The sequence below is a fragment of the Mycoplasmopsis gallinacea genome (assembly GCF_012220205.1).
GTDB lineage: Bacteria > Bacillota_I > Bacilli_A > Mycoplasmatales > Metamycoplasmataceae > Mycoplasmopsis > Mycoplasmopsis gallinacea_A.
Genome location: NZ_CP047225.1, coordinates 178,653 through 198,589, shown reverse-complemented (window position 1 = coordinate 198,589; position 19,937 = coordinate 178,653). Strand labels below are relative to the sequence as shown.

General features: G+C 29.1%; 14 protein-coding genes. 8 read left to right on the top strand and 6 right to left on the bottom strand.

Annotation, left to right across the window (positions count from 1 at the left end; genetic code table 4):
* Window positions 1–44: 44 nt before the first annotated feature.
* Together dcm and GOQ20_RS00785 are read left to right on the top strand one after the other, a co-directional pair.
* On the top strand, window positions 45–1,823 hold the full coding sequence (gene dcm / locus GOQ20_RS00790) for a DNA (cytosine-5-)-methyltransferase (RefSeq protein WP_167845022.1): 1,779 nt from the start codon (window positions 45–47) through the stop codon (window positions 1,821–1,823).
* Window positions 1,810–3,078 carry an HNH endonuclease gene (locus GOQ20_RS00785; protein WP_167845021.1) on the top strand — a complete coding sequence of 423 codons (1,269 nt, stop codon included), beginning with the start codon at window positions 1,810–1,812 and terminating at the stop codon, window positions 3,076–3,078. The genes dcm and GOQ20_RS00785 overlap by 14 nt, the downstream gene beginning before the upstream one ends.
* A 266-nt stretch (window positions 3,079–3,344) precedes the next feature.
* Here GOQ20_RS00785 and GOQ20_RS00780 read toward each other — a convergent pair whose 3' ends face one another.
* The gene (locus tag GOQ20_RS00780; RefSeq protein WP_167845020.1) at window positions 3,345–3,656 is read right to left on the bottom strand and encodes a hypothetical protein; all 312 of its coding nucleotides are present in this window, start codon (window positions 3,654–3,656) and stop codon (window positions 3,345–3,347) included.
* A 642-nt stretch (window positions 3,657–4,298) separates the two neighbouring features.
* Between GOQ20_RS00780 and GOQ20_RS00775 the strand changes: the two genes are divergently transcribed.
* Window positions 4,299–5,957: an IS1634 family transposase gene (locus GOQ20_RS00775; protein WP_167845019.1), complete on the top strand. Its 1,659-nt coding sequence runs from the start codon at window positions 4,299–4,301 to the stop codon at window positions 5,955–5,957.
* Window positions 5,958–5,986: 29 nt separating this feature from the next.
* On the opposite strand, the gene GOQ20_RS00770 is transcribed toward GOQ20_RS00775, so the two are convergent.
* Window positions 5,987–6,412, bottom strand: coding sequence for a hypothetical protein (locus tag GOQ20_RS00770; RefSeq protein ID WP_167845018.1), 426 nt, complete (start codon window positions 6,410–6,412; stop codon window positions 5,987–5,989).
* A gap of 407 nt (window positions 6,413–6,819) precedes the next feature.
* On the opposite strand from GOQ20_RS00770, the gene GOQ20_RS00765 reads away from it, so the two are divergent.
* Both GOQ20_RS00765 and GOQ20_RS00760 read left to right on the top strand, forming a co-directional pair.
* Window positions 6,820–7,851: a phosphatidate cytidylyltransferase gene (locus tag GOQ20_RS00765; RefSeq protein ID WP_167845588.1), complete on the top strand. Its 1,032-nt coding sequence runs from the start codon at window positions 6,820–6,822 to the stop codon at window positions 7,849–7,851.
* A gap of 10 nt (window positions 7,852–7,861) precedes the next feature.
* On the top strand, window positions 7,862–12,226 hold the full coding sequence (locus GOQ20_RS00760; protein ID WP_167845017.1) for a PolC-type DNA polymerase III: 4,365 nt from the start codon (window positions 7,862–7,864) through the stop codon (window positions 12,224–12,226).
* 179 nt (window positions 12,227–12,405) lie between these two features.
* On the opposite strand, the gene GOQ20_RS00755 is transcribed toward GOQ20_RS00760, so the two are convergent.
* Genes GOQ20_RS00755 through def form a run of 4 tightly spaced genes read right to left on the bottom strand, consistent with a single transcriptional unit; the run spans window position 12,406 to window position 15,807 of the window.
* A complete protein-coding gene (locus tag GOQ20_RS00755) occupies window positions 12,406–12,960 on the bottom strand; it encodes a DJ-1/PfpI family protein (RefSeq protein ID WP_167845016.1) in 555 nt (184 codons plus the stop codon).
* A gap of 1 nt (window position 12,961) precedes the next feature.
* Entirely contained in the window at window positions 12,962–13,828 is an 867-nt protein-coding gene (locus GOQ20_RS00750; RefSeq protein ID WP_167845015.1) for an MSC_0882 family membrane protein, read from the bottom strand.
* Window positions 13,829–13,837: 9 nt separating this feature from the next.
* Window positions 13,838–15,220: a hypothetical protein gene (locus GOQ20_RS00745; RefSeq protein WP_167845014.1), complete on the bottom strand. Its 1,383-nt coding sequence runs from the start codon at window positions 15,218–15,220 to the stop codon at window positions 13,838–13,840.
* A 23-nt stretch (window positions 15,221–15,243) separates the two neighbouring features.
* Window positions 15,244–15,807: a peptide deformylase gene (gene def, locus GOQ20_RS00740; RefSeq protein WP_167845013.1), complete on the bottom strand. Its 564-nt coding sequence runs from the start codon at window positions 15,805–15,807 to the stop codon at window positions 15,244–15,246.
* A 65-nt stretch (window positions 15,808–15,872) separates the two neighbouring features.
* Here def and plsY point away from each other — a divergent pair, with 65 nt between their 5' ends.
* From plsY to uvrA, 3 genes are read left to right on the top strand one after another with little or no spacing between them, the layout of a single operon-like run.
* Window positions 15,873–16,544, top strand: a complete 672-nt coding sequence (gene plsY, locus GOQ20_RS00735) for a glycerol-3-phosphate 1-O-acyltransferase PlsY (protein WP_167845012.1) — start codon at window positions 15,873–15,875, stop codon at window positions 16,542–16,544.
* Window positions 16,544–17,032 carry a hypothetical protein gene (locus GOQ20_RS00730; RefSeq protein WP_167845011.1) on the top strand — a complete coding sequence of 163 codons (489 nt, stop codon included), beginning with the start codon at window positions 16,544–16,546 and terminating at the stop codon, window positions 17,030–17,032. Before plsY ends, GOQ20_RS00730 begins: the two co-directional genes overlap by 1 nt.
* A gap of 48 nt (window positions 17,033–17,080) precedes the next feature.
* A complete protein-coding gene (gene uvrA / locus GOQ20_RS00725; protein ID WP_167845010.1) occupies window positions 17,081–19,924 on the top strand; it encodes an excinuclease ABC subunit UvrA in 2,844 nt (947 codons plus the stop codon).
* The last annotated feature ends 13 nt before the right edge of the window (window positions 19,925–19,937 follow it).

Below are 19,937 nucleotides of genomic sequence, written 5' to 3'. Positions count from 1 at the left end.
AGGTATAAAAAAGTATTACCTCAAATATAAAATTGGAGTTTAAAATGAAGTTTAAAATATTAGATTTATTTGCTGGAGCAGGCGGTTTTTCAACAGGAATCGAAAAGATAAAAAATTTTGAAACTATGGTTGCGGTTGATTTTGATAAAAATGCTTTGGAAACATTTAAACACAATCACCCAAAAGCAAAAACAATACTTGGAGATATTACTGATGAAAAAATAAAAGAAGAAATAATAAACTCTTCAAAACAACACAAAGTAAATATGATCATCGGAGGACCACCTTGTCAAGGATTTAGTCTTAAAGGAAAACAATTAGGACTTGAAGATCCAAGAAATTTTTTGTTTTTGGAATATATTGATTTAGTTGAAAGAATAAAACCAGAAGTATTTGTTATCGAAAATGTAAAAGCATTATTAAGTGCAGCGAATGGTTACTTTATAAATGAAATAGTTTCAAGAATGGAAAAATTAGGTTATATTGTTAATTTTGGTTCTATTAATGCTAAAGATTTTGGCGTCCCACAAAATAGAGAAAGAACAATAATTATAGGTTCATTAAGCAAAAGTATAAATCTTCCAGTAAAAACAGTAGAAAAAATTACAACTGTAAGAGATGCTATTTCTGATTTAGCCTATTTATCATCAGGAGAAGGAGAAAAAGAAACCGAATATTTAAATGAAGGGGAAACACAATATCAATTATTAATGCGTGGTGAAAAACTATACAATCACATAGCAACTAAACATTCAGATTTAGCAATCGAAAAACTTAAAATGATACCACCGGAAGGTGACAAAAGTCATTTACCTACACATTTGCATGGAAAACAAAAATTTAAAACAACTTGATCTAGATTAAAATGAGACACAATAAGTCCAACAATAGATACTAGATTTGATACTCCATCAAACGGAAGAAACTCTCATCCTTTTTTAAATAGAGCGATAACTCCAAGGGAAGCGGCGAGAATTCAATCTTTTCCTGATTCATATTTATTTTTAGGTAACAAAACAAGTATTTGCAAACAAATAGGAAATGCTGTTCCGCCTTTAATGGCTAAAGAAATAGGTGCAACAATTCAAAGAGCATATAAAAATGAAGTTCTTACTAATAAAGATTGAAAAATATATAACGCAGATGCATATACCATAATCAAAGAACTAAAAAATGATGGTTTAAAAGTAGATCACATTATCACTGATCCACCATATAATATTTCAAAGGAAAACAGTTTCCATACTCTTACATCCGGAAAAAGAAAGGGTATTCATTTCGGTGAATGAGATGAAAATTTTGATTTAACAGCTTGAATTAAATCGTACACAGAATTATTGAAACCAAATGGAAGTATAATAATTTTTTGCTCATATTTATATATAAGTTATTTAATAGATGAATTAATAAAAAATAATATTGTTGTTAAAGATGTTTTAGTTTGAAAGAAAACTAATCCAATGCCTAGAAATGTAGATAGAAGATATGTTCAAGATAAAGAATTTGCTATATGGGGAGTGAAAAAAGGAGCCAAATGAATTTTTAACAAACCAAAAGAAACACCATATTTAAGATCAGAATTTATTACAGGTGTAGTTTCTGGGAAAGAAAGAACTTTTCACCCGACACAAAAAAGTCTTACTTTAATGAATGAAATCATTAAAATTCATACAAATGAAGGAGATGTAATTATCGATCCCTTTATGGGTTCAGGAACTACTGGAGTAGCATCTTTGAGATTAAACAGAAGTTTTATTGGTGTTGAAAAAGACCAAAAATATTTTGAACTTGCAAGAGAAAGGATTTTAAATGAACATAATTAAAGTAAGTGAATTTTTAAAATCTAAAAAAATTACACCATTTTTATTTGGTTCATTTTTAAGTAGAACCATTTTTTCTAAAAATAATCAATATATTTTTACAATTTCCACCTTTAAACAATCAAAAAAATCAACATTTACTGATGATGAATTTAAAGAAATTGCAGTAGAATACAGAAATAAACTTAACGATTTATCAGGAGAATATCCTTATTGAACTATTTTAGAAAATTTCAAAAATAATTTTGATAATAGTTTTGTTATAAACAATTCTAATATGTCATCTGTTTTTGTTTTAGAAAATGATTTAAATCTTGATTTAAAAACATTTGAATATGATCTTTTTATCAAATTTATATCAGAAAACAAAATGTATAAAGATGAAGAAATAACAAATGAAAAAAGAGAATTTTTAACTGGGTTTTTCGAACTAAGAGGAAGCGTCGATGAAAAGTTAAACTTTTTAAGCATAGATTATTTTTTTAGTTCAGTAGAAAGTGGACGAAAAATTCAAATCATAATAGACATTTTAAACATACCTCTAAATTTAATTAATTTAAATTTTAGAGAGCTACAAAAACAATATATTAATGGTAAAAAAAGAAATACACAACTAAGAATAAATCTGTTGTGATACAGTTCAATTGTGGGCTTTACAAATCCATACAAAATTAACATTATTGAAAATGTTTTTAATGCAAAATCTATCAAGAAAGATAACTATTCATTTTTTGAATTTTCAAATTTTAAAATTAGCAAAAGTAAAACCATAAATAGATTAAATTCTTATCTTTCTGATATTTACAATAGAGAATTAAACAATAAGGAAATTCAAAACCTTAGAGAAGAATATAAATTTAAAATAGAAAGTGATCTATTAGAAAGCAAAAAAGTAAGAAGTAAATTTATTCGTGACATTGTGTATAAAAATGATGAAAATATATGTGTGGGTTGTGGGGATAAATACAATTTAGAAGATAGAACATTTATGAAAAAAGATGGTTTTCTATATTTAGAAGTTCATCACGGCATTTCATTCAAAAATGGTTATGAATTTGACGTAATCGAAAATTTGATTAAATTATGTCCAATTTGCCATTTGTGTTTAAGTAAAAACAAAGGAAGAGATGAGGATCAAAAAGAAATTATTAAAAAAATGATAGAAAAGAAAGAAAGGTTTTTGAAATTTGCAATAAAAATTTTTAATACAAACGATCAACAGCAACTAATTGAAAAAATACACCAAAAATTGGGATAATTTTCATAAATTTATTAAAGCATATAAATGTGCTTTCAATTTTTTTGCAAAAATAGTTCCAATGATGGTTTGTTTATAAAATATACTTATTCAAATATTCAGCATCCCTTTGTGAAGAGATATTTATTTTAATAATTAATATAAAGATACCATATATCAAATAGTGTATTAAAAAATGAATAGTTATTTTCTATTTTTAAATTTTAAAACTTTCAAACTTGTAATAAAAACCTATTTCATAAAGAAATGGATTATAAAGTTAATAATTATTTATCGTGAATATCTAATAAAGCTCTAGATACATCTTGAAGTGTTTGTCAAGCCACTGGAGTAATTTTACCTTTATCGTTTTTATTGTTAGAATTTTTATCTCCTTTATTTGCTAAAACATCATTAAGAGTATTTAAATTTTTCATTAATGAAACAATATACTTGCTTAATAAATTATTTAAAGCTTTATCCATCGTTTTTTCATCTTGCTCTTTATCTTTGTTTCTTACAATAGGTGCTAGGTCTGAAGAATAAACAGAAACAAGACCTTCTACTTTTACAGGTTCAACATTTCTTTTCGAGAACATCATAACATTTTTATTTTTAAAGTTAGGATTATTATTTTCTTCATCTTTTACATTAAAATATTTATCTTGAAGAATTAAGAAACCTTCATAATGTTTAATAAGTGCTACTCGCTATAACGATCTTTAATTTTATTGAATACAACTTGAATCAATTTATCTCTTACATCTTCTAGTTCAAGATTCATCTCTGCTAATTCATATTCAATTTTCTCAATATTTTTTACTTCATTTTTTGGTCAAAGTCATTATTTTTTAGAAGTATATTGCTTGCGCCTGAAGATGTACCACTAGATTTTTCTTTAGCAACAATAGTTGAATTAGCATCTTTTTGAACAACAAGGCTGTTATTGGTATCTTCAACCCCACTGGGATTTTCTTGGGCAAAACCAAGTCTTAGCCTATTAAAATCTCCTTTTCCTTGGGCTGCAACTGTTTCTTGTGAGTTTTTGACTGTATTAGAAGCGGTGTGAATTTTTTCTTGAGTTAATTTATTGCTTACCCTTACTTTTTCCTAACTTTGACACTTTGGTCTTTTTTAAGACTTTTTGAATTTCTTAATATATTACATATATTAAGAAATTTTTTATTTTTTTATTTCATATATAGTAAATATATGGTATAATATGGTAAAAAGGACAAATTATGGCATCAGTACAAATCATCAAAAAGAATAAAACACAATATGTAAGAATCGTAGAATCATATTGAGATAAAGAAACTAAAAAACCAAAAATTAGAGAAGTAAAATTTTTAGGTAAATTAGAAGATCTTACAAAAGATAATCCAAACTTCATTGAAGAATTAAAAGAATCTGTTAGTTCAAAGAAAAATCAAAAACAAAAAGATAGAAACGAACAAATTTTACAAATCATGAATTCTTTAAAATTGGACAAATTTAAAGGAACAGAAATTAAAGGATATGGAAATTTAGTTTACGAAGAAATCATAAATTATCTAGAATTACCAAATTTCTTAAATGACTTACAAAAGAAAAATAGTAGGTCAAAATATGACCTAGCATCAATTACAAAAATGCTAATTTTAACAAGAATTTTAGAACCATCTTCTAAAAGAAGTTCAGTTGAAAAAATTAAAAAATATTGATACAAATTTGATGATAGTTTGAAAGACATTTATAGATCACTTGAGTTTTTACAGGATAAAAAAGCGGATATTTTAAAACATTTAAATGAACAATTTGTAGACAAAATTAACAGAAATTTAACATTCTGTTTCTATGACGTTACAACTGTTTATTTTGAAAGTTTTATACCTGATGAACTTAGAAAATTTGGTTTTTCAAAAGACAATAAAGTTAACCAAACTCAAGTTGTTTTAGGTCTTTTAATCGACGATATGGGAATACCGATTTATTATGATTTATTCCCTGGAAACACATCTGATTTCTTGACTTTAAAACCTGTTTTAGAGAATATAAAAAGAGACTTAGGTATAGATAAAATTACTATTGTTGCAGATAGAGGTTTAAACTCAAAAAGTAACTTATTAGCCATAAAACAAGCAGGATACGATTACATAATGGCTTACAAAATCAAAGGTAAAGAAAATAAAATTGAAGGAATTTATGATCTTGATACATATAAAATGATGTATGAAGAATTCAGTGTGAAAAAACAAGATCACAAAGAGCTTTTTAAATCTAATAATACCTTTTATGAAATTGACAATAAACTGATTTTAACTTTCTCTGGAAAGAGACAAAGAAAAGATAAAAAAGATCGTGAAAGACTTATTAAAAAAGCTGAAAAATTACTCAATTTATCAGCTATAAAATCAGAAATGAAAAGAGGTGGTAAGAAGTATTTAAAACTTTCAGCTAACGAAGTTGAGTTAGATCATCAAGCGATTTTGAAAGATGAAGCCGCAGATGGATTTTATGGAATTTTAACATCTCATGAAGATATGGATGAAATGGAAATTATTGAACAATATTCAAAACTTTGAAAAATAGAAGAAAGTTTTAGAGTGATGAAAACAAACTTTGAAGTAAGACCAATTTATCTTTCAACTGAAAAGACAATCAAAGGACATTTTTTAATTTGCTTCCTTGCACTCACGATTCAAAGATATTTAGAATTTGTTCTTGAATATTGTGGTTATCCGCTTCCTACGAATAAAATAATTGAATCAATTAAAAATCAAAAATTATCAATTATCCCAGAAATAAATACTTATATTAAATCAGAAGAATCTGAAGAGTTCAAAACTATATTAAAAGTTCTTGGACTTAAACCAATTGAAACTATTGGTAAATGTGAAGACGTAAAATTTACTATATAGGAATTGTGATATAAAAACGACGAATAGCTCTATATTGTAGGGTTATTCGTCGTTTTAAGTTTTAAAAGTGTCAAACTTAGGAGTATATTGCTTGCGCCTGAAGATGTACCACTAGATTTTTCTTTAGCAACAATAGTTGAATTAGCATCTTTTTGAACAACAAGGCTGTTATTGGTATCTTCAACCCCACTGGGATTTTCTTGGGCAAAACCAAGTCTTAGCCTATTAAAATCTCCTTTTCCTTGGGCTGCAACTGTTTCTTGTGAGTTTTTGACTGTATTAGAAGCGGTGTGAATTTTTTCTTGAGTTAATTTATTGCTTACCCTTACTTTTTTATCTTTGACACAGAATTCTCTAAATTTGCTTTCTTTACTATCAAAGAATTCAGTTAAAGGTTCTAAAACAAATTGATGTACTGATTTTTCTACTTCTATAATGAAGTGACCTTTATACACTGTGTATCTTAATCCGAAATAAGCAGCAGCAAGAAGAATGTAACCTCCAATTAAACTTCCACCTAATCAACCAGCAAATATTGCTACATAATTGACTTTTGAAAAGTTTCAATCAGCATTATATGCACCTCATACAATAAAGCCTATAATTGCAACAATAACAACAACAAGAATTGCTATAGCAACAGGTTAAAAACATTTTTAACTAACTTTTTAAAAGCTGTACCTTTTTCGCTTATCTTTTTTCTCATCTTTCTCACCTCTTTATCTTAATTTTTAACTACTCAAGTTATATATAATTTGCACCTTTATATTATCGAATAGTTAAAAATTAACATTTAAAAAGCGAAACAATAGCAAATGAGCTAATTTAAAACTTTTTTATTCAAATATCATATAATCATTATATGAATTTTAGTAAGTTAAAAAATAAAGACTTTTTAATGGGAAGACTTATTCCTTCAATTGTAATGGTAGCAGTTTTTATAGGGTTATTTACCCTCTTAAGAATTTCCTTTTATCACTATGATTTAGTAGGAAATGGATTTTTAGCATTAAGAATTCCTTCAATCATTATTTCATCAATTTTAATTGGATGAATCTTTTTTGAACTCACAAGAGCATATCTTGAAAATCTATATGTGAGCATCATTTTTGCAGTAATTTTACTAGGGCTACTTTTTGTTAGTCCAGATTACACAAACAAACTATGATTTGGAAAGACTAAAGATATTCTTATTGGACTTGAAAAACAGCAAATTACATCTATTTTTACAGAGATTATTAATAAAGACTTTACCATCTTTTTAATTCCTCTTTTAGGCGGATTATCATTTTTTATAATTAGATATGCAATGCTCAGAAGACAAGCAATTTTAGGAAATTTAGTAAATAAATCAATTTCATTTATGCTTTCACTATTTATTTTATTTGCTTTTATTAAGACACTATTTGCTCTTTTAAGCACTAAAACAGGAATGATTTTTATTATTCTTTTTATTCTTATTTCTACATTCTATGACATGGGTGGATTTTTTGGAGGAGTGCTTCTTGGGCACAAATTCTTTGAGAAAAAATTAGCACCTGCAGTTAGCCCTAAAAAAACTTGAGAAGGAGCTATTGTTGGATATGTACTTTCTTTTGTAGGTGCACTTGTCCTTATTTTTGGAACCAAAGAAATTTTCAAAGGGGAAGAAAACCCGTATTCATTATTCTTTACTTCAGGGACTAAATATGTAATTACTTTTAATTCATTTTTAGTGTTTGCACCTTTGATTGCACTTTTTGGTGATTTATATTTCTCAATTGTGAAAAGATGATGTGAAATTAAGGACTTTTCTTCTATATTAAAAGGACATGGAGGAGTGCTTGATCGCTTAGATAGCATAGCTACTGTGTTTTGTTTTTGAAGTTTAATTATGATTTTTGCAACTATTTAGGGGTGGATTTATGTACAAAGCTTTTTATACACATAAAAATTTCTCTAGCTTTGCTCAAGAAATTAGTTTAAATACACTTGAGTCACTTAAAGAAACAAGAATTAAAGATGTTATTTTTTATGAAAAAGATAAAAGAATGGACATCACTTTTACAATCCCGTATTTACCAAAAATCAATGATTTTTCGATTTTATTAGCTAAAATGAGCTACTATGGTGAATCAAGAGGGTTTTTAATAGAGCCTCATTTTGAAATTCTTAATTACTCAATTGAAGAGCCTGAAATTAAGAATTATTTAAAAGAAATCATTCGTGAAACTAACTGCTTTAAAGATTTCACAAAGAGCATTATTAACCTTAATTCTTGAGAATTTAAATCAGGAGCTCAAAAATGAGTAATTAAGCAAAGTTTTATTAATGATCCGCTTCTTCTGCACGATATTGAAGAGTTAATTAAAGACAAAATGTATTTTTATGGAATAAACAAATTCGATTTAGAAATTGTTTATTTTGAAACTCCAGCTAGAGAGCTTGAGCACAAAAATCTTTCGTCATTAATTAAAGAAATGGAGCAAAATAATAAATTTGAAGAAGATTCTTTTGAATCTAAAGTTGCAAGAACCAAAAGATTTTCAAATTACAATGCAAGGCTTAAAAATCAAAACTATATCCCTGTGACAATTAGTGAAATCAATAAACTGGAAGATATTCCTGATAATTATTATGTAAATTTTCAAGGGTTGATTTATAAATATGAGCTCATTGATCGGGGAACCTTTTTTATCTATAAATATAGCGTCACTGATTATAAAGATGCTATTTCTTTAACTTATTTTAGAAATGAACCGCTCAAAGATGATGAAATTTTTAAAGTAGGTCAAAGTGTTGATGTTTATGGAATGCTTGATAATCGGAGCTATGATACAAGCACAAAAAACATTAAAGTTAGTTTCTTAAAACCTTATGATGATATCATTTCAGAAATTAGTGATGATGAAGAAGTAAAAAGAATTGAACTAAATACTAAAAGTAAAATGAATGTTATGGACGGAATTATGGAAGCTAACGAAATTGTTGAGCTTGCTAAAAAATACGGACATAAATCAGTAGCAATTGTGGATTCAAACAGCGTGCAATCTTTCCCTAAATTCTTTGCAAGCGCTAAAAAAGAAGGGATCAAACCTATTTACGGAGTAAGTTTTAGTGTTATTGATGAGAATCATAGAGCGATTTTAAATGAATACCAAAACTCTCTTTTAGAAGCTAACGAATATATTGCTTTCGATATTGAAACCACTAGTCTTTCAGCAACTTTTGGTGAAATTATCGAATTTGGGGGTTCAATTGTAAGAAATGGAATGATAGCTGAAAAATTCCAATTTTTCATTAAAGCAAGCGAAAAACTTTCCGCTTTTACTGTTGGACTTACTAAAATTACTGACCAAATGCTTGAAAAAGAAGGTCTTGAACTTCAAGAAGGTTTACAAAAAATTTATGACATTTTGAATAACCGGATTGCAATTGCTCACAATGCTAAATTCGATATGAACTTCATTTTAGAAAAGTTCAAGCAAAATAACATTCCTTATCCAAATACAGTCTATATTGACTCACTTATGGTAAGTAGGATTTTATTCCAAGAAAAATCAAAACACTCACTTGGTGATTTTTGTTCTAACTTAGGTGTTTTATATGATTCAAACGTAGCTCACCGTGCTGATTATGACGCGGACGTTCTTGCACAAGCATGAATTAAATCTATTAATAAATTCAAAGAAATGGACATTAACGATTTAGATCAGCTTTACAATTACAAATCTAAAGCAGTTTATGAAAAAACAAGACCAGATCAAATTACTGTTCTTGTCAAAAATCAAATTGGACTTAAAAACCTATTCAAATTAGTTACTCTTTCACTGACTCAAAGATATTTCAAAGGTCCTAAAATTTTCTATCAAGATTTAATAGGTGTTGAAGGCATTTTAATTGGTTCAGGAGGGGTTAGAAGTCCATTAATTGATGCAGTTTTATATTCAAGCGAGGATAATGTAGATCTCATTATTAGCAAGTTTGATTATGTGGAAATTCCACATCCAAATAGCTTAGAACACTTAATTACAGATGATGGATTTAGTCGCGAGCAAATTGAAATAAGCCTAAAAAACCTATATAAAAAGGCTAAATCACTTGGAAAAACACCTGTAGCTATTAGCGATGCAAGATATGAAAGAAAAGAACATCGAGAATTCTTTAAACCACTTGTGTATGCTAAAGGAATTGGTAACGTACCTCACTTTTTATTTAACTACCAAAAAGCGGCAGAAGGGACTTTAAAAATCCCACAACTTCATTTTTTAACTACTAAAGAAATGAAGCAAGCTTTTACCTTCTTAGGAAATCTTGATGATATTAACGAAGTAGTTATTGAAAATACACATAAAATTGACCAGATGATTGAAGATAACATTGAAGTTATCAAAAAAGACTTGTACACACCTATTTTCGATAATTCTAAGTCTAAATTACCAGATTTAGTTTACAAAACAGCGCATGAAAAATATGGTGAAAAATTACCTAAAATTGTAGAAGAAAGAATCAAAAAAGAAATTGAACCAATTTTAAAATACGGTTTTGACGTTATTTACTGAATTTCACATATTTTAGTTAAAAAGAGTCTTGATAATGGTTATTTAGTAGGTAGTCGTGGTAGTGTTGGCTCTTCATTAGTAGCTACTTTATCAGGGATTACTGAAGTTAATCCACTTCCGCCGCATTACATTTGCAGCAATTGTAAGAGTTTTGAGCTTGTAGAAAATACAACTGTAACTAGTGGGTTTGACTTAGATGATAAAGATTGTGATAAATGTGGAACCAAAATGGATAAAGATGGTCACACCATTCCATTTGAAACCTTCCTTGGGTTTAATGCAGATAAAGTTCCTGATATCGATTTAAACTTCTCAGGAGAATACCAAGGTGAAATTCACAACGAAATTAAAAGACTTTTTGGTGAATCACACACTTTTAGAGCTGGTACAATTTCGACAATTAAAAACAAGACTGCTTATGGTTATATTAAAAAAGCTGTTGAAGAATATGGATTACCTTATTCTTCAACTTACATTGATTTCCTTTCAACTAAAATTGAAGGGGTTAAAAGAACAACCGGGCAACACCCTGGTGGAATTATCATTATTCCAAAAGAATACGATGTTGAAGATTTCACACCATCAAATTACCCAGCTGATGATATTGCTTTAGATTGAAAAACTACCCACTTTGATTTCCACGCAATTCACGATAATGTCTTAAAATTAGATATTTTAGGTCACTTAGATCCAACTGCAATTAGAATGCTTGAAAGATTAACGGGTATTGATGTTAAAAAAGATATACCGAAAAAAGATCCAAGAGTTATGTCGTTATTTAGCTCTACAAAAGAGCTTGGAATATCTCCAAGTCAAATTGGTGATGAAAAAACTGGTGCACTTGGAATTCCTGAATTTGGTACTAACTTCGTACGGAGAATGCTTAATGAAGCTGCTCCAACTAGCTTTGCTGATTTAATTTCACTTTCAGGGCTTTCACATGGAACTGATGTGTGAACTAACAATGCACAAACCCTTATTAAAGAAAAAAATATGACCATTAAAGATGTTATTTCTTGTCGTGATGATATTATGGTTTATTTAATTAATAAAGGTGTAGATCCACTTTATTCATTTAAAGTAATGGAGCAAGTGCGTAAAGGAAAAGGGGTTTCAAGCGAGCAAGAAGCAGAACTTAAAAAACATGATGTCCCTGATTGATACATTGAAAGTATGAAGAAAATTGCCTATATGTTCCCTAAAGCCCATGCCACTGCATATGTTTTAATGGCTTGAAGAATTGCGTGATTCAAGCTTTATCACCCACTTGCTTACTATGCAACATTTTTAACCACTAGGGTAGAAGAATTTGACGTAACTGTAATGGCAAATGACCCAGGTGCTAAGAAAATTAATGCTAAATTAAAAGAACTTAGCTCTCTTAGTGCTAAGAAAGTTAAAGATGAAGAACTTATTGTCTCACTTGAATGTGCTAGAGAACTTTATGCTAGAGGGTTTACGATTACAAATATTCAATTAACTAAATCACTGGATAAAGAGTGAGTTATTGATTATCAAAACAAAGCGTTAATCCCACCATTTTCAGCAATTAAAGGTTTAGGTGGAGCTATGGCTGAAAAAATTATTATAGCCAGAGAAGAAAAACCATATCGAACTAAAGAAGACTTTGCAAAAAGATCTGGAATTAACTCTACTTTATTTGGAATTGTAAAAGAAATGGGAGTTTTAGACGAGCTAGAAGATACAGATCAAATGACATTGTTTTAGTCATTTCTCTTTAATGCTATTTTTCCTACGCATAAGGAAATAGTTTATTAAGGATGATACTTTTGAAATTAAAATGATGAATAACACTATAATATAGAGCTATTCATCTTTGGGAATTTCTAGAGCACAAAACTTAGTAAAAAATGAGTATCCTTGAATAAAAGGATACTCATTTTTGATTATTTATTTCCTGTCATCCCAAAAGAAACAAGGTTAGCAGTTTCTTTTCCATAGAGAATTTCAACCATTGTAAGGCCTAATTCATTGCTTGCAAAAGCGCATCTAGCTGTAATTAAATTGTTAGCTCTAGAGACCATCTCTTCGCTTCTGAAGCTATTTTGGTAAGTAGCGCTTCAATTGCTAGGGAATGAAGAATAAGGTCATTTTTCAGGAATTAAATTGTTTTCAAGTAAAACATTTGGTGCGTCACAAATTGCAAAAACTAGCTTATTTTGAGCAATGAGTGAGCTAATAATTTTTAGTAAATGTTCATTTTTTCTAAGTGATTGTGCTCCTTTTCCGCCAGGAATAAAGAAAGCATCATATGAATCTAAATCACCAATTTGATTTGAAATGTTTTGGATATAAGAGATATTATATTGTCCATTTGCACTTGACAAATGAGGATGATAATAGGTAATTTCTAAGTTTTCATCTGCTCTTTTTAAATAGCTTAATGGAGTAGTTAATTCAATGTCATTAAATTGGTTTTCGATAAAAACTAAAAGTTTCATTTTATTTTCTTCTTGAAAGAACTTTTCTATAAATTAAATAAATAATAATCGCAAGCGGAAGAAGAACTAATAAGATAAATACAATAATGTAAAGTCTTCTTCAAGCTTTGTTTTCACTTTTTAAATCGTTATTAACTGCATTAACTACATCAATTGATTTATCACCTAAAAAGCTTTGAATTTCTACAATTCTTTTTTTATCATATAACAACGCAAGTACAAATAAAGCAGTAATTGCAGCTGACACAATACCTAAAATAATAAGTAAAGCATTTGTATTTCCAAATCAAATCTCAAAAAGTTTTGGGAAGTTAAGTTCACCTTTAATTGTTAATCAAGAATATTGTGGATCAATTTGTCATACTTGATTTTTTAAAAGAGCAACAATTAAGATGAAAAGACCCATGTATGTAACATAGAAACCATAGAATCATTTAAGTCTTAAACTTTTAAGATTTAATGTTCTATATGCTTCTGCAAATGTTGTTGAAGATGAAGAATCTCCAATGTTGTAACTTTCACGATAATTTCTTTCAATGTTTTTTCAGCTTTTTAATTTAATAATGTTTTTTACAAAGAATCAGAAAGTAAAGAAAGCAAGAGCAGCAAATGCTACATATAACAAGATTCCTGAATTAGGATCTTTTCTAGTGTTAAGAAGGTAATTAAGAAGAATTCCAATTGCAGCACCTAAGAAAAGAATTGCTCAAAAAACAATTGAGTAAATTCTAATTCTTGATTCTTTTTTAATTACTGTAAAAGCAGCAGGAGGAAGTTGACCTTTTGGATCTTTATAAACAGTTGTGTTGGTTTCAGAGTTTTGAGGTTTTTGAGCTTCGGTATCTAATTTGAAGTTAAATTCACTCATAATTTAGCCTTAAAAGTTAAAGTTACTTAATAACTCTGAATTAATTTGATCTTTATATTTGTTAATTTGTTCCTCAATTTGCTCATCTGTAATTTCACTGTTTTTAATTCTGTTATAAACGTTTCTTACTTGTGTTTGTTGAGCAGGTGATAAGAATTCACTTGCTTTTGAAATAATGCTATTTACTTGTTCATTTGAAAGGTTTTGAACTGCATTTTTAAAATCTGTAGTTTCTAATTTAAATGCTTGTTCTTCAACTTGTTCATCAGTTAATTTAGCTAATTCAAGAAGCTGCTCACCAAATACTTTTGCATTTACTTTTTCTTTCAATTCTCCATTTTCGTTAAGAATTGATGCTACTCAATTTGAAATATCATCAACTGCTTTTGTGCTAAATGAAGGAACAACAACTCTAGCTAAATCAAAGTAAACTTTGAATTCTTTTTCTCTATTTTCATTTGTTTTGTTTCTTAAGATTACATGTGCATTAACAGCCATGAACTGTGCCATAACTTCTTTTTGTTTTTCAGGTTCATATGTATCAAAGTCAGGGTATTTAAGTCTAATTGTAGCTTCAGCACCTTTTAATGCTTGCTTGCTATATGTTTTGATTTTTTCTGAGTCAATAAATCTTTTTGAGTTATTCAAAGCAGCTTTTCTAATTAAATCATCGTTAACGATAAATGATAATGAGTTAGCAAGTTCGCTAATTTTGTTTTGCTCTTCTTTGCTTCTTTGATCTTCAGGTTTGTTAAAAATTGCTTTATATTCATCTTTTTTAGCAATAAATTCTGAAATTGGAAGCATTGCAGCAGCTGTAGATCCTGATGCTTTACCTGAGAAGAAAGTTAATAATTTAGGAGTTATATTGTTAAATTTTGATAATGATGATCCAGGTTTTACTGGTGCAAATGATACCCATGCAAGTGATGCAGGAAGTGCCACAACTGGACTAAGAATAAGTGAAATAACTGTTGATCTTACTCTAGCACCTCTGCCTTTCATTCTTCTTGTTGAAGAAGTAACTACGTGGATAATAAGGCACACAAAGAACCCGATTATAGAAATAATAAGTTCTATAACAAGAGCAACAGGCACTATTCCATACGCAATCAGCATCGCCTGCGTATCTTTATCAATTACTAATTGCTGATCCTCTACATATCTTTTAAATACTTCATTTAAAATTCCGGGTGCAAGTTTATAAATAAGAACAGAGACAATTCCAGCAATTACTCAAGCAATAGCTTTAGCAATTACGAATTTTGTTTTTAACCATAAAGAAATAAGTACGGTTAAAATTAAAGTAGCAAAGAACAACACTACTGCAATAGTTATAGCAGTACTTTGTCATTTACTGACAGTTTCAATCATTTGTGAATCTAGCTGCATAACTTTCCTTTCCTAATTTTCCATTAGATTAACTTAATTTTTCTTTTCTTGTGCTTATATCAAGGGTCTTTTTTGTTAATCCGATCAATAAACAATTTACCATCTAAGTGATCTAGTTCATGTTGGAATACAATAGCAAGGTAATCTTGAACATCGTATCTTGATCATTTTTTAGTTGTGTAGCTAAAAGCTTCAACAATAATTCTTTGGCTTCTAGGTACAAGCCCTTCTTGATCTGGTCATTCTTCGCTTACACTTAGACAACCTTCTCCTTCACTAAGAGCAACTAAACGATCACTTTTTGATACAACAATCGGATTAAATAGAACATCTTTAAAGTATTCATTTCCGTTTTCATCTTGAAGATAAATGTAAAATGCTCTTTTTAAAGTTCCATATTGCACAGCAGCAACCCCGACCCCAGGTCTAAATTTAGTATCCTCCTTTTGTGAGTCATCAATGTGATAAATCATCTTTTCAGCAAGCTCAACATCTTCTTCAGAAAGAGGTCATCCTACTGGTAATGATTTCTTTCTTAAAACTGTATCTGGTAGCTCAACCAATCTAATATTAAATTCTTTTTTCATATAATTAATTATATAAAATAATATATATTATGTTAATCACAAAAGCATAAATAGAAAGGCGAAATATGATAATTTTTTACGTAGTTCTAATCAACTTTAGTTTTCTTCTTTTTGGGTATCTAATTGGCTCTGCAAATACATCAGTTATTTTGTCAAAATACTGAAAGAAAAATGATGTTAGAGACCATTTTTCACAAAATGGAGGGGCAACTAATTCACTTAGGGTTTTTGGAAAAAACTTTGCCCTAATCGTGCTTTTAATTGATGTTGTTAAGACCTTTTCATCAGTTTATTTATGCTTTTTAATTTCAGCATTAATTCCTTGAAAAAACACTTACACTTTCCTTCCGCTTCTTGCAGGATTAGGTTGCATTTTAGGTCACGTTTGACCAGTGTTTTTTAAATTCAAAGGAGGTAAGGGAGTAGCTTGCACCATTGGTTTTATTATCGCAATTGATATTTTACTGCTTCCAATTGGAGCGCTTATTTTCTTAGGGATTTACTTCAAAACTAAGTATGTTTCACTTGCAAGTATCATAAGCGGAATTTTTATGATTTTATATGTAGGAGCTTTTGCTTATCTTTTAACCGATTTTGGAACTCAATTTACAAATTGATATTCACCTTGATATAGCTCATTACTTATTTACTTAGTAGTTGCGTTTTTAATTGTGTTTATGCACAGAACCAACATTCAAAGATTAATCAAAGGAAAGGAAAGTAAAACCAGAATCTAATGTTTTATAAAGCAGCAGAAATTCAAGAAAACAAAGATTTAATTTTGTTTTTAACTATTAACCCAGCTTCTATTTACGAAAGTTTTATCAAAGTTTTTAAACAAATTAGTTCAAAAACAAATTTAGAAATTGATAGCCAGCTTCTTGTTTCAAAATTTGAAACTTACAATAATTTTGATTTGGTTCTTAAAGATTTTAGCGTTCCTCTTTTTCAATTTTTAAATGAAAATGGAAAACTAGAAACTGATAATGAAGAGCACAAAGCATCATTTGAAGCAATCAAATTAGAGCTAGCTAAAAATCAAGAAGCAAGCAAAGAAATTATTTATCAAAACGGATGCAAGATTTTTAGTTTTTTAAAACTTGATGGGACAGCTAAAGATATCAAAAGCTTAATTTATGACTTTAATTTAGTGGAAAAATGAAGTTTTTTAGAAAATGTTGATTTTAAACTTGAACCTTTTAATGGATGTGAAATATCTTTATAGTGTATAATTTTAAAATTTATTTGATTGAAATTACAATAAAGGGAATTTATGAAAAAAGAAGATTTACTTATTATTAAAGGGGCAAGAGAAAATAATCTTAAAAATGTATCTTTAACTTTGCCTAAAAACAAGTTAATTGTCTTTACCGGATTAAGTGGAAGTGGTAAAAGCTCCCTAGCTTTTAACACTATTTATGAAGAAGGAAGAAGAAGATATGTTGATTCTCTTTCAAGCTATGCACGTATGTTTTTAGGAGGAACTAAAAAACCTGATGTTGATTCAATTGAAGGGCTTTCACCAGCTATTTCAATTGAGCAAAAAACAGTGCATAATAATCCACGTTCAACAGTTGGTACTGTAACTGAAATTTATGATTATTTACGTTTGCTTTTTGCACGGATTGGAAAAGCTTATTGTCCGAATCACAACATTGAAATTACCTCACAAACTTCAAAAGATATTTTAAATAGCATCTACAAAGCTAAAGAAGGTTCAAAGTTAATTATTTACTCACCAATTGTGGAAGGTGAAAAAGGAACTCACCAAAAACTCTTAGATAAAATCAAAAGTGAAGGTTACTTGAGAGTCAAAATTGATGGCGAAATTATGCTTTTAGATGAACCAATTCGCCTTGAAAAAAATATTAAGCACACAATTGATTTAGTCATTGACCGTGTGGTTTTAAATGAAGAAAATTACAACCGGATTGCTGAAGCTATTGATATTGCTTCTGATAAAGCAAATGGGCTTGTAAAAGTTGAAAATTTAGATGAACAAAAAACTGAAATTTACTCAAAAACTCATGCATGTATCTATAAAGATTTCACAATTCCAAAAATTGAAACTAGACTTTTTAGTTTCAATGCTCCATTTGGAATGTGTGAAAACTGTAAGGGTCTTGGTGTAGAATTTAAAGCCGATTTTGATGCAGTTGTCCAAGATAAATGAAGAACAATTGAACAAGGTGCTATTAAGTATTTTGAAAATACAGTTAATACTCAAAACCTTGAATGACAAGAATTTCAAGCTCTTTTAAATCACTACAATATTTCAATTCATACTCCAATTGATGAAATGAATAAAAATGAGCTTGAAATCATTAAATATGGTTCTAAAGATGATATTGAATACGAAATGACTAGTTCAAGCGGAAACGTTATTCGTCGTTACAAACCAATTGAGGGGATTTTAACCAAAATTGAGCGTATGTATTATGAAACTTCTTCTGAAAGAATTAGGGACTGAATTAAAAAATATATGGGTTCATTCACTTGCCATATTTGCAAGGGTGCAAGGCTTAATCAAAATGCACTTGCAATAAAAATTGATCACAAAAATATTCATGAATTCACTAAATTATCTGTTAATGATCTTCTTATTAATTTCGAAACAATTTTCAATAACTTTAGCGAGCAAGAAAAACAAATTTCATCTTTAATTACTAAAGAATTAACTGATCGGCTAACATTTTTAAAAAATGTAGGTCTTGATTATTTAACTTTAGAAAGAAACGCTGAAACTCTTAGTGGTGGAGAAGCACAAAGAATTAGACTTGCAACTCAAATTGGTTCAAATTTAACTGGTGTTTTATATGTGCTTGACGAACCTTCGATTGGTCTTCATCAAAAAGATAACTTAAAACTAATTCATACCCTTAGAAAAATGGTTGATTTAGGAAATACTTTAATTGTTGTTGAACATGATGAAGATACAATGTATGAAGCTGATTGAATCGTTGATATTGGTCCTAAAGCTGGAGTTGATGGTGGACAAGTAGTTGCTAGCGGAAGCTTAGAAGAAATTGTAAAAAACGAAAACTCAATTACTGGAAAATACTTATCTCATGAATGAACTATCCCAGTTCCACAAACTCGTAGAAGTGGAAATGGTAAAGTAATAACAATTAAAAATGCTAAAGAAAACAACCTTAAAGGAATTGATGCAAAAATCCCGCTTGGTAAATTTGTCGGGGTAACTGGAGTTTCAGGAAGCGGTAAAAGTACCCTTGTAAATGAAATTTTAGTTAAAGGAATTCAACAAATGCTTGGACTTGCTGATGGGCTTAACAGTAAAAGAGCTGCTTTTGATTCAATTCAAGGGCTTGAAGCGATTGATAAGGTCGTGCCAGTAAGCCAATCTCCAATTGGAAGAACTCCAAGAAGTAATCCAGCTACTTATACAGGTGTATTTGATGATATTAGGGATATTTTCTCAGCAGTTGAAGAATCTAGAGTGCGTGGATACACCAAAAGTAGATTTAGCTTTAATGTCCCTGGTGGTAGATGTGAAAAATGTAGCGGTGATGGGTTTATTAAAATTGAAATGCACTTTCTGCCAGATGTTTTTGTAGCTTGTGACCAATGCGATGGAGCAAGATATAACCGTGAAACACTTGAAATTCAGTATCATGGTAAAAATATTTCAGATGTTTTAGAAATGACAGTTGATGAAGCTTTAGAGTTTTTCCAAAACAGAGTAAAAATTATTGAAAAATTACAAATCCTTGCTGATGTAGGGCTTGGATACATTAAATTAGGTCAAATGTCTACAACTCTTAGTGGTGGAGAAGCACAAAGAATTAAGCTTGCTACTTTCTTACAGAAAAAACCTACTGGTAAAACAATTTATGTGCTTGATGAGCCAACCACTGGACTTCATACTCACGATGTTAAGAAACTTTTAAAAATTCTTAACCGGATTGTTGATAATGGAGATACTGTTTTAGTAATTGAGCATAATTTAGATGTGATTAAGTCTTGCGATTATTTAATTGATCTAGGCCCTGATGGTGGTGTTAATGGTGGGTTAATTGTAGCTAGTGGAACACCAGAGCAAGTATCTAATATTGAAGGTAGTTACACAGGTATGTTTCTTAAAAAAATTATGGCTTAAAAAAGTTTATAAT